2 protein-coding genes are annotated in these 12,735 nt (G+C 73.9%); both read right to left on the reverse strand.

The features are described from left to right. Positions 1–139: 139 nt before the first annotated feature. Positions 140–9,793: a calcium-binding protein gene (locus D7I43_RS00110; protein WP_120326272.1), complete on the reverse strand. Its 9,654-nt coding sequence runs from the start codon at positions 9,791–9,793 to the stop codon at positions 140–142. A 219-nt stretch (positions 9,794–10,012) separates the two neighbouring features. Further along, positions 10,013–12,592, reverse strand: coding sequence for a discoidin domain-containing protein (locus D7I43_RS00115; protein WP_240032717.1), 2,580 nt, complete (start codon positions 12,590–12,592; stop codon positions 10,013–10,015). Positions 12,593–12,735: the final 143 nt, after the last annotated feature.

Raw genomic sequence — 12,735 nt, forward strand, 5'->3', positions numbered from 1 at the left:
CCGTTTCGGCGTCCGTTCGTCGGGCGGCGCGCCGGGCGCCGCGCAGCCGGCGCGGGGGGTTTCCCATCGGCCGCGCGGCCAAACACCGCGCGGCCCGGACCCCCGCTGCGGGGGTCCGGGCCGCGACGTGCCGGTGCGGTCAGTCGGTGCAGGACGGCTGGTCGAAGTGCCCCGGCGTGCCGGGGTACGCCGGGCCGGCGCCGTGGTCGCGGTTGTCCTTCGGGTACACGAGGGCCAGTTCCACGAACGCCGACGTGCCGGCGGTCGTGGCGTCCGACGCGTCCCGCCCGGCGCCCGAGCCCCAGGCGACCCGGCTCAGGAAGTTCTGCATGGCCGGGCTGTGCTGGCGGACGTCGTTGAAGCCGCCGTAGGCCGAGTTGCAGTGGGTGAAGAGGTTGTAGGCGCCGTTCCAGTCGATGAGCCGGTCACCGTTGTTCGGCCCGTTCTTCGTCACGTCGCCCTGCAGCACGTCCCGGTCCCAGCCGCCGTAGATCCAATCGGTGCCGTGGTGGTGCTGGTTGTCGGCCACCTCGCCGTCGTCCAGCCCGGTCATCTCGAACCAGAGGCACGGGTCGACGGTGACGCCGCCGTTGGTCACCGGCCAGGCACCGGCCGCGCAGTCGTCCGGGTACGCGCCGCGCGGGCGGAAGTCCAGCAGGTCGGAGCCGAGGACGGCGTCCACCGCCGGGCCGCCGGTCGCGCCGGCGCCGCCGAAGAGGTGGTCCACGTACTGGTCGTGGTCACCCCGGGCGGCGGCGCTGAACGCCCCGTTCACCTGGCACTGCGGCTCGGTCGCGTCCAGCACCGGGTCGCAGCCCCTGCCGCCCCAGAGCACGTCCGCACCGTCGGCCCCGAAGAGCTGGTCGCCGCCGCTGTCGCCGTTGGCCACGTCGTCACCGAAGCCGGCGTGGATGTTGTCCGCGCCCGCGCCGCCGCGGATCCGGTCGTCGCCACCGGCCGTGAGCCCGTCGTGCGGCATGGACTCCGACGTGGACCCACCGATCCAGGCGTCGCCGTCGGTGTCGTGCCGCAGGTCCACGCGCCGGTCGTAGTCGCCGGCCCGGAACCCGGTGTACGTCTCCTGCGGCGGGGACGACAGCGTCACCGTGAACCCGAGCGCCGCCACGTCGTCGGCGTTCAGGTACTGGTTCACCACGCCGCCGCGATCGCCGAGGATCGCGTCCCGGCCGTCGTCGCCGTACAGGGTGTCGGCGCCCAGCTCACCGAAGAGGTCGTCGTCGCCGGCACCGCCCCGGATCAGGTCGTCGCCGTCCTGGCCCCAGATCCCGTCGTCGCCGGCGTCGCCGAAGAGCTGGTCCGCCCCGTACGCCCCGGCCGGCTCGCACGTGGCCTGGGCCGTGGTGCAGAACCGGGTGGACGGCCCGGGCAGCGCCGGGTCGTGGGTGCGGGAGCGGGTGGCGTCCGCCGGCACCGCGCCGGCCGGGTACCGCTCGCTGTACACCCGCTCGGCCGGCTGCCCGTCGGTCGTGACGACCGTGCGCAGCAACGAGCCGTTGTCGCCGAGCAGCACGTCCGCGGCGCCGTTGCCCTCGACGACGTCACCGGTGTCCCGGAAGCCGGGCGCCGCGCTGCCGCCGATCAGGTCGTCCTGCCCGGCCGGCTCGCCCGGCCCGGTCAGGTCCTCGGCCGCCGACGGGGAGCCCGGCCAGCCGGCGTCCGGCAGCGGGGTGACCGTGGCGTGGCCGGCCGCGCCGAGCGCGGAGTCACCGCGCAGCACGTCGGCGCCGCCGTTGCCCTCCAGGTAGTCGCCGCCGCCGTCGCCGGTCAGCGCGTCGTCGCCGTCCTGGCCCCAGAGGGTGTCGACGCCGTCGCCGCCGCTGAGGTGGTCGCCACCGTGCCGGGCGGTGTCGGCCGCCGCCCGGTCGAGCAGCACCACGATCCGCGGCCCGAACGGCGCGCCGCCGGAGCCGAGGCGGACGGTCGCCGCGGTCGGGGTCTCGCCGGGCAGCGGTCGCAGGACGGCGCCGTTGTCGCCGATCACCGCGTCCGAGCCCGGGCCGCCGAACACGGCGTCCGCGGTGTCCGGCTGGCCCGTGGTGGCCGCGCCGGAGCCGTCGTACGCGGTGCTCGACCCGCCGACGAGGTCGTCGTCGCCGTAGTTGCCCTCGACCCAGTCGGAGCCCGGGCCGCCCTCGGCGAAGTCCGCGCCGCCGCCGGCGTGCACCCGGTCGGCGTCGCCCTGGCCGAAGATCACGTCGTCGGCCGCGCCGCCGGAGATTAGGTCCCCGCCGCTGGTGCCGGCGGCCGGGTCGAACCCGAGGTCGAGCAGGGTGACCCTGCGGGGTGGCCCGGCCCTGCCCTGGGTGACCCGGGTCGCGTCGGCGTCCGCCGGGACGAAGCGGGCGTTGTCGCCGGCGATCAGGTCCTCGTCGGCGTCGCCGTACAGCTGGTCCCCGGCGTCCGGCCGGCCGGTGCCCGCGGCCGCCTCCTGGCTGGAGCCGCCCACGATCTCGTCGCGCCCGGCGTTGCCGTGCACCACGTCCGCGCCGTTGTTGCCCTCCAGCTGGTCGTGGCCGCCGTCGCCGTCGACCCGGTCGCCGCCGAGGCCGCCGTACGCCACGTCGTCGTCCGGGCCGCCGGAGATGACGTCACCGGCGCCCGCACCGGGCTCGTCACCGGCCAGGTCCAGCGGGTACGGCCCGACGTCGCCGACGCGGGCGCTGCCGTTGTCGCCGACGATGCGGTCCGGCCCGTCCTCGCCGTAGATCCGGTCCTGCCCGTCGCCCGCGCCGGCGACCCGTCCGCCGCCGTAGAGGACGTCGCCGGCCGGCCCGCCGAAGAGCTGGTCGTCGCCCGCGTTGCCCTCGACGGTGTCCACGCCGTCGCCGCCGTGGAGCCCGTCGTCGCCGGCGTTGCCGAAGAGCAGGTCGTCGTCGCCGTCGCCGTGCAGCTGGTCCACCCCGTCCGCGCCCCACGCCCGGTCCGCGCCGGCGCCCAGGTGCAGGGTGTCGTTGCCGAGCTGGCCGCAGGCGAGGTCGTCCCCGCCGCCCAGGTCGGTGCGGTCGTCGCCGCCGCCGGCCGCGACCCGGTCCACCCCGGCGCCGCCGAGGATGAGGTCCCGGTCGCCCTGGTCGGACGGGGCCGGCTGGCCGTCGGCGAGGGTGGCGTCACCGCAGGTCTCGTCGGGCAGGTGCCGGTCGCCGAAGACGACCGCGCCGCCGTCGCCGCCGATCACGTGGTCCCGGCCCGCGCCGCCGACCAGCAGCTTGGTCTGCGACTGGACCCCGGTCGGCAACGGCGTGTGCACCACCTCGCGGAAGCGGCCGTACCCGTCGTCGTCGCCGGCCGGGCCGACCTCGGACGGTTCGGCGATCACGTGGTCGTCGCCGGGGCCGCCGAACACCTCGTCGGTGCCGTACCCGCCGATGAGGACGTCGTCGGCGCCGTAGCCGTAGAGCCGGCCGGTCTGGCCGTTGGCGGAGTGGGAGACGACCAGGTCGGTGCCGGCGCTGCCGTGCACGACGTCCTGACCGCTGCCGGTGTCCACCTGGTTGGTGAGCCCGGCGTCGCCGGTGCCGTTCTCGTCCACGCCGGCCGGCACCGTGGTGTCGAACGTGTGGATGGTGTCGTCACCCCGGCCGCCGTTGATGGTGTCCCCGCCCGGGCCGCCGACCAGCAGGTTGCTTCCGCTGGGCCGGTCGTCGGCGCGTACGCCGAGCACGTCGTCGCCGCCGTTGCCGTAGACGGTGTTCGCACCGTGCCCGACGGTGACGTGGTCGGCCGCGCCGCCGGTCGAGGCGGTCGGCTCGGTCAGCGTCGTCCAGTCGACCAGCCCGGTGAGGGTCTTGTCGCCCACCGACGTGTGCACGACCGTCGGCGGCCGGTTGGCGCCGCCGAGCCCGCTGTCGCCGGCCACCACGTTGTCGCCGTCGCCGGTGGTCACGGTGTCCGCGCCGGGGCCGCCGGCCACGCGGCTGACCACGCCGGGCGCCTCGGCGGTGACGATGACGTCGTCGCCGCCGCGCCCGTCGACGTAGGCCGGGCCGGTGCCGGTGCGGATCTGGTCCCGGCCGTCCGAGCCGAGCACGACGGCCGTCCGGTCGAACGCCGACGTCCTCCTGCCGTCGCCGCTGGTGTCGCCGTCGCCGAGCAGCAGCACCGACATGGCGGTCTTGCCCGCGTCGGCGACCTGGTAGCCGCGGCCGTCGACGACCACGCGGGTCAGCCCCGGGTCCAGGAACTCCTGCCGGCGGCCGAGCGCCTCGACCGCGAAGCCGTCGAAGTCGTCGGTGGCGCCCTCCTGGCCGGCGTCGGCGTAGTGCAGCGCGTACACCTTGACGACGTCGCCGGCGTAGGTGTCGCCGCCGTTGTCCCACGCGTCGTGGCCGCGCTGGTCCTTCGTGCCGAACTTGCCGGCGAAGACCACGAGCGTGTCGCCCACGGTGCCGCCGAGTTCCGGTGGTGGCGGTGAGCAGTCCGGTTGTGCCCGGAAGTCCAGCAGGGTCGCGTCGACCAGGGTGAAGTCGAACGTCTTGGAGAACAGGACCAGGTCGATGGTGATGTAGACCTTGAGGAACACCGACAGCGCGCCGCTCGTGGTGAACAGGCAGATCGGGTTGACCAGCAGCGCCTGGAGGAACTCGCTGGTGCGGAACTTGCCGTCGTTGTTCGGGTCGTTCCAGCTGAACCCGACGGTCAGCCGGATGCCGCCCTCGATCCCGGCCTTGAGGAACAGGACGTTGACCTGGGCGCCGGCGGCGATCTCGCCGCGCAGGGTGACCACCGGGACGGCGTTGCCGTTGCTGTCGGCGGTCTTGAAGTACAGACCGTCGAGCAGCTTCACGGCGTCGACCGCGGTGCCGTCGGAGGCCGCTTCGATGGCGTGCCGGATGCCGGCGGTGTCCAGGCCGGCGATGAACCGGGCGGTCACCGAGGCGCTGCCGGCCAGGGTGATCATGACGGGCGGCGGCGCGTAGACCGGGCCGAACGACTGCCGCCAGCTGAACCCGAGGGTGAGCGGCCCGGAGTCGAAGCCGACCAGCTCGACGTCCTGGCCCATGAGCAGCCCGAAGAGCGAGCCCGGGTTGTCGAAGACCGGGAAGGTGAAGCCGATCTTGTCGGCGGTGGACTTGCCGTCGCCGCCCTTGGCGAAGATCTTCTCGCCGTCCTCACCGGCGGCTGTGTCGACCGCCGCCTTGACCTCGTCGGGGGACTTGGCCTGGGTGAACTCGTCGGCCCGGTCGATCAGGGTCTCCGCCGAGGCCGGCGAGACCTCCGTGGTCAACGCCTTCTCCGGGTTGACCAGGAACTGGCCCAGCGGGATGGAGCAGCCCGCGTCGCAGTCCGGGATCCGGTTGACGAACGTGACGACGGCGCGGATGGTGTCCACGAACTCCAGGTCCGGCCCGTCGTTGAGGGTGCTGAACTGTTTGGCCAGCCAGACCAGGGTGATGTCCGGCCCGCCGGTGGCCTTCGACAGGTCGGAGAGGACGGGGATCGGCGCGTACAACGTGTCGATGACCGGCTGCAACGGCCCGGTGACCGCCTTGAGCTGCTCGACCACCGGCTTGAGGATCTTGTCGAAGAACGCGCCCGCGTCCAGCGCGATGTCGGTGAACGTGATCCGCAGCCCGTGGTCGGGGTTGTCCCCCGCCGCCGTGAGCGCCCCGCGCTGGTGGGTGAGCTGCCAGCTCAGCCCGAAGCGGGCACTGATGCCGGGCATCGCCGAGGCGGCCTCGCCGCCCGCGTCGACCTTCGCCGCGAGCTTCCAGTCGATCTTCACCTTGGCGGTGAGGTCGGTGGCGACGAGCGAACCGAGGTCGCCGAACTCGGCCAGGGTCAGCTTGGCGTCCGGGTCGGCCACGCACTGCCCCGCCGGGAGGTCACCGAAGCAGCTCTGCTCCCCCGGCGAACCCTTGAGGTCGATGGCGAAGTACGCGCTGACCAGCGGGTCGGTGCCCTGCTTCTGCGCGTTGACCCGGATGAACGCGAGCTGCGCCGCCAGGTCGGACGGCATGTCGAAGGACGCGCCGATGGCCAGTTCCGGCGCCCCGTCGCCGGAGTGCGTGGCGACGTGGAAGCCCTCGTCCCGGTCGAGCACCAGGTCCAGTCGCAGCTTCCAGCCCAGCCGGGCCTTGATGCCGTCGGTGGCGCCCTTCTCCGCCTTCAGCGACAGGCCGGGGACGCCCAGGTCCAGCGGCACGTCCACGCCGAGGCAGCCGTCGCCCGTGCAGCCCTGCTGCGGGTCCGGCGCGCCCCGGCTCGCGGTGAGGGTGATGCGTACCGACTGGAAGTCCTCGGGACCGCAGGTGTCGGCGTTGGCGCGGCAGGTGACCGTGCTCGTCGCCCCCGGCGCCACCTCGGCCAACGCCGCGTCCAGGGCGGCCTGCACGCCGGCCCGGTCGAGGGTCGCGTCGGCCAGCACCGGCCCGATGGCGGCCTTCACCTCGGCGCGCAGGTCGGCGATGAACCGCTGTCCCTGTTGCAGGTCGTCGCCGACCAGCGGGAGCTTGCCGTCGAAGCTGGCCAGCCGCAACGCCTCCTCGACCTTGGCGAGGTAGCCGTCGATGCCGACGTTGAAGTCGGTGAGCTTCAGCGACAGGTTCTCGAAGCAGGCGCTCAGGTCCGGCGTCGTGGTCTGCGCCGCGAGGTCCAGGCCGAGTTCGAGGGAGAGCTGGTTGTCCGCGCCGCCCGGGTCGCAGCCCTCCACGGAGACGGGCGCGCGGGCGCAGACGGGCGTGTCCTCGCCACCGACGCCGTCGCCGCAGTCGGTGCCGGCGGTGGTGACGCTCGGGGTGACGCCGAGCAGACCGGAGATCGGCCCGTCCGCGGCGAGCCCGCCGAGGCCGAAGCTGAGGTTGGTGCGTACGGTGCCGGGGTCGTCCTCCGTGCCGAGGTCGAGCGCGAGGGGGCCGACCCGGGCGGCCACCGCCAGGTCGGTGACGGCGCCGTTCACCGTCACGTTCGCCGACGACGTCCGGTCCAGCAGGGGCACGCCGTCGGCGCGCAGCGGCAGCAGCAGGCCGAGCTGCGCCCGCGCGTCGACGTCGACCGTGTACGCGCCGGAGGTGTCCAGGCTCACCAGCTCGCGGGCGCCGTCCCAGCCGAAGGTCAGCGGCCCGCCCGTCTGGAAGCCGCGCTTCCAGTCCAGCCCGAGCCGCAGGTACGGCCCGCCGGCCCGCTCGTCGAGCGTGAACGCGATCCCGCTACCCTCGCCGATGGCCTTGTTGAGCACGTCGAGCGCGTCCTGGAGGGTGTCCGGCGGCGCGGCCAGCAGCCGGTCCACCGCGTCGGCCAGCTCCGGCCGGAGGGCGTACGCGGTGCCGTCGGCGGGGGTGGGCGTACCGGCGGGGTCGATCCGCAGGGTCTGCCCGTCGACCCGCTCCAGCACCCGGTACGCCTTGCTGCCGATCACCACGGCCCGGTCGGCGAGCGTCGGGGCGAAGCCGCTGCCCTCGTCGCGGGTGGTGTCCTTCAGCAGGAACGTGCTGCCGTCGGTGGTGTACGAGACGCCGGCGCCCACGCCGCTCTCGTCGCTGCCGAGCAGTTCCCGGGCGGAGCGCCCGAGCAGCGGGATCTCGGTGTCCAGCGGGCCCGTGCCGGCCGCGGGCGCGCCGAGCGCGGCGTTGACGAGCCGGAGCGCCTCCACCACCAGGGCGAAGAGGGCCTTGGGGTCGTCCGGGTTGAAGTCGAGCGCGAAGAGGCCGTCCAGCTCCGAGGTGTCGACGCTGGGCTGGCCGCCGGCGGTCCAGCTCACGTCCACCCCGACGCCGTCGCCCAGCGCCCCGGTGGCGCCGGGCACGCTCACCTCGACCCGGCCGGTGGTCCGCACCGAGTGGCTGGCCGCGAACAGGCCCGTGGGGTCGTCCTTGAGCTGGGTGAACAGGTCACCGAGGCTGATGTCCCGCGCCTGCTTGAACCGCACCTCGATCATGCGCTGCCCGGCTGCGGCCGGCCCCACGGCGAGGTTGCCGCCCAGCTTGACCTTGAGGAACCCGGCGGTGGCGTGGAAGTCGACGGCCGTGCTGATCGGGAAGTCGGCGGCGAAGAGCGGGGTGGCGGGATCGGTGCGCAGCAGGATCCGGTCGGCGTTGGCGGCCGGGTCGCCCAGGTCGCGCAGGTCGAGCACCAGGGTGACGGCGGCCGTGTAGCGCGGCGTGACCGTCGCGAAGCTGGCCTGGGCGTTGGCGGCCCGCAGGCCGACCTGCTTGCCGCCGACGGTCTTGCTGAAGGCGCTGCCGAGTTCGACGGCGCCGGTGTGCGGGCTGGAGCCGCTGACCACCCACGCGCTGTCGGCGGCCGGCTGCCCGCCGATCCAGTTCTCCGCCAGCGTGACGGTGTCGGCCGTGTTGCTCTGCACGGTGCCCGCGGACGTGCCGGCGACCACGCGCTGGCCGACGAGGCCGCCGGGGGTGAACCGGTTGCCGTCGACGCGGAAGCCGTTGGCCGTGAAGGTCGCCCCGCGGCCGGAGACGGAGGGTGCGCCGGGGTCGAGCGGCACCTCGGCCGTGGCCTCGTGCTCCAGCTTCACCCGGAACACCAGCTTGTCGTCGGCGAACGAGACGCCGTCGACGGGCAGGCCCTCGGCGGCGAGCAGCGTGAACAGCTCCTGGATGGACTCGAACTTCGGCTGGCCCGCCTTGGCCGGGTCGTCGACGCCGGGCTGGAAGTGCGGGTCCTCGGGGCGCGGGTGCACGTGCTCGCGGAGGAACGCGACGATCTTCTCGTTCACCTTCACCGCGTCGGCGACGGTGCCGCGCAGGAAGGGCAGGTCGAGGTTGCCGGCCGGCCCGCTCTGCTGCACGCCGCCGATGAGGGTGGCGAGCTGGGCCAGCCCGGTGGCCAGGTCGAGCGGGCTCATGCTGCGGAACCGGCCGATGGTCTCGTCCAGGCCGGTGGTGGTGACGGTCGGGGTGCCGACGGAGATGTCGTTCCAGTCGACGGTCACGGTCGCCGCGATCGGCGGCAGGGCGACGGGCACGCCGGAGGTGGCGGCGCCGAGCTTCACCACGGCGTGCAGCGAACCGGGGCCGGGCTCGGTCTCGGTGTCGGAGATCCGCCCGCCGCCGGAGTTGTCGAGCGCCACCTGGGCCAGCCCGGCGAGGGAGCCGGCGGCCCCGAGCTCGCCGGTGCCGGCGCCGGACGGGGTGTCGAAGGCGAGGCGGCCGTCGCCGTTCGGGTCGGTGAGGGTGACCTTCAGGTGGGTCCAGGCCTCGAGGGTGCTGCCGCCGGTCAGGGTGACGCCGAGGATGCCGACGGAGGCGGTGGCCTCGTCGAGGTCGCCGCGGAAGCGGGCCACGGCGTCGATGTCGATGCGCGGCGCGTCGCCGTCGCGCACCAGGTAGGTCTCCCCGCCCGCGGTGTGCCGGGCCCGCAGGTGCAGGGTGGCCCAGCCGGTGACGTCGACGGCGTCGGCCACGGTCACCCCGGCGACCGCGAGGTCCTCCTCGGCGATCTGGCGTTTCGTGGTGAGCAGGACGTCGAGCAGGTGGTCCCCGCCCTCCTCGGTGACGGTGCTGGTCAGCCGGGTGCCTCCGCCGAGGTCGACGTCGCGTGTCAGGTCGTCGGCGAGGGCGTCGGCGGCGGTGCGGGCCAGCTCGTCGGCCTGGACCAGCGCGCCGGGGCTGGCGTCGAGCAGGGGAAGCGGCTGGGCGAGCGCCCCGATCCGGGACAGGCCACCCTCGGCCCAGGTGGCCGTGCGGTTCATCAGTCCCTTGAGGGCGGTCTCCCAGGCCTCGTCGGCGTGGGCCGGCGGCGCCGTCCACACCAGAGCGAAGGTCACCGTGAGCAGGGCCGCGAGCAGTGCGGCGGTCGTACGCCGGAGGGCCACCATGAGCCACCTCGTTCCGAAGGGGATGGCCGTTCACCGACGGCGTCGCGGACAGCACATCGATCGCGGAAATCGATCGCAACGAGTGTGTCGACTTGGTGACACAGCGTCAGACCGAACGGTCACCGCGCAGGTGGCCCCCCGGTTGGCGGCGCCGTCCGGACGCGCGGGCGGGCCCGGCCGGGCGGATCCCGGCCGGGCCCGTCGAGGGCGGTCGCGCCCCTACGGGTACGCGGTGAGGTACACCTGCTGGTTGGCGGCGTTCGCGGTGCCGCCGGTGTTGTTGATCACCCGGTTGATGGTGCCGACCCCGCCCAGGGAGACGGTCACCAGGTTGGTGAACCGCACGTTCGGGGTGGTGGGCACCTCGAAGGCCCGCTCGGCGACCACGGCCGGGTTGACGTTGAAGTAGCAGTAGCTGCCCATGCCCCAGCCCTGGTGGCTGGTCACGCCGTCGCCCACCTTGTACGCGGCGTAGCCCCGGGTCGCGCCGTTCATCCAGGCGGCCTGGTTCGGCGGGTCGTACGGCATCTCGTTCTGGTAGAAGTACGTCCGCCCGCCGTTGCCGTTCCAGACCGTCTGGTACCGCTGGTAGTGCTCGACGAAGAGGCCGTACATGGTGACGTCGTCGCCGTTGACGGTGAGCCCGGTGTCGGCGGTGTTCAGCGTCCACCCGGTCGGCACGCCGGCCGCCGCGTGGTCGGCCCGCCACAGCCACATGTGGTCGCCGATGACGTTGTCGCTGTTCACGGTCAACGTGGTGGTGGCCTTGCCGACGTGCGGCCCGCCGATGCGGAAGAACACGTCGTGCAGCGAGGTCGGGTTCGCGGCGTGGTTCGCCGACGACCCGGGCGGGCCGACCTCCATGAGGACCGGCGAGTTCGTCGTGCCGGCCTCGAACATGATCCCGGCGACCTTCACGCCGTCCACGTCGGCCACGCGCATGGCCACGGTGCCGTTGTCGGCCTGGATGGTGGCCAGGCCGAGGCCGAGGATCACCGTGTCCGGACGGTCGACCCGGATCGGCTCGGTGACGTGGTGCACGCCGGGGGTGAACAGCAGGTGCCGTCCCTGGGCGAGCGCCGCGTTGATGGTGGCCGCGCTCGTGCCGGGCTGGACGACGTAGAACTGCGACAGGGAGATCGACGACCCGGCCGGGGTCTTGCCGTACCAGGTGGTGCCGGTGGAGTTGGCGCGCAGGGCCGGCACGAAGACCCGGTACTCGCCGGTGCCGTCGACGTAGAGGAACGGCTTCTCCCGCACCACGGGGGTCTGTGGGATGACGGTGTGGGACGGGTTCGGGAAGTGCGGCGGGGGCGCGCCGACCACGCCCTGGAAGACCATGTTCCACACCGAGCCGGTCCAGCCGTTGCCGAACTCGCTGTTGCGCGAGTACCACTGCTGCTGGGAGCCGGAGACGACGAGGCCGTCGATGCGGGTGTCGGCCATCAGCCCGCCGCTGGACCAGCCGTCGCCGCCGTTCCAGAGCTGGATCTGGTTCTGCCCGCCGCGCAGGTGCATCCGGCGGTAGGGCGCCGCCTGCGAGACCGCCCAGCGCTCCACGGTCACCCCGGCCGGCAGGGTCACCGACAGGTTCTCCGCGGCGCGCCAGAAGTTCTGGGTGGCGTTGCCGTTCATCCAGAACGCCTCGACCCGCACGTGCCCGTTGAGGTTCACGTCGTCGGGGCTCATGCCGAGGCCGGCGACCTGGGTGAAGAAGCCGAGGTTGACGTCGGCCGTGTAGGTGCCGGGCTTGAACAGCACCGCGTACCGCTGCGGGCCGAACTGGTTCTCCTCCTGCTGGGCGAAGAGGCTGTCCAGCCGGCTCTGGATGGTCGCGGTCGGCGTGCCCGGGTCGAAGACGAACGTGTTCGGCCCGAGGTTCGGGTTGCGCGGGTCGGTGGGCGGGATGGACGGGTCGCCGCCGCTGTCGGTGGTGTTGACCTGGAACTCCCAGAGCGAGTATCCGTAGCCGGTGCCCCGCGCGGTGCCGTACATCCGCACGTAGCGGCCGCTGCCGTTCACGGTCAGGCTCTGGGTGCCGCCGGTGCCGGTGGTCGTGCTGTAGACGGTGGTCCAGGCGTTGCCGTCGGTCGAGGTCTGGATCTGGAAGGCCCGGGCGTACGCGGCCTCCCAGGCGAGCACGACCCGGCAGATCGACCGGGTGCTGCCGAGGTCGACGCGGAGCCACTGCGGGTCGGCGGCGGCGCTGGCCCAGCGGGTGCCGCTGTCGCCGTCGACGGCCGCCGAGGCGGGCAGGCCCGCGTTCTCGGTGGAGGACGCCGTGGCCGGCCGCCCCTGGGCGGCGTTGGCGCTGCCGCAGGTCGGCGTGGTGCCGCCGGTCTCCCCGTAGACCTGGAACTCCCACAGCGAGTAGCCGTACGCCGTGGCCCGCGTGGTGCCGTACATCCGCACGTAGCGGCCGGCCCCGGTGACGGCGATGGTCTGGGTGCCGCCGGTGCCCGCGCCGGTGCTGTGGACGGTGGTCCAGGTGGCACCGTCGTCGGAGGTCTGGATCTGGAAGGAGCGGGCGTAGGCGGCCTCCCACGCCAGCGTCACCTGGGTGATGGTGGCCCGGGCGCCCAGGTCGACCTGGATCCACTGGGGATCGCCGAAGGCGCTGGACCAGCGGGTGGCGCTGTTGCCGTCGACGGCCGCGGAGGCCGGGGTCGCGGCGTTCTCGGTGGAGGACGCGGTCGCCGGGCGGCCCTGCGAGAGCAGGGTGGGTGCGGCCTGCGCCGGGGGCGCGGCGACCGCCGGGGTGAGGGCCGCCACGAGGGCCACGGCGAGCCCGAGGAGCATGCGGCGCCGCCGGTGGGGAGTCCGGCGTACGGATAAAGCATGAGATGTCATGACTTTGCCTGTCGGTAGGGGGCTGCGGACGCCGGGCGCGACGGGAAGGGGGAAGGGTCGAGCCGGACCGCGGACGCCGGAGTGGAACCGCC

Source organism: Micromonospora globbae, from assembly GCF_003610785.1.
GTDB lineage: Bacteria > Actinomycetota > Actinomycetes > Mycobacteriales > Micromonosporaceae > Micromonospora > Micromonospora globbae.

What these genes read in the sequence shown, in the direction of transcription:
- D7I43_RS00115 (WP_240032717.1), bottom strand. Translation starts at nt 12,592, where the DNA reads ATGCTCCTCGGGCTCGCCGTGGCCCTCGTGGCGGCCCTCACCCCGGCG.
- D7I43_RS00110 (WP_120326272.1), bottom strand. Translation starts at nt 9,793, where the DNA reads ATGGTGGCCCTCCGGCGTACGACCGCCGCACTGCTCGCGGCCCTGCTC.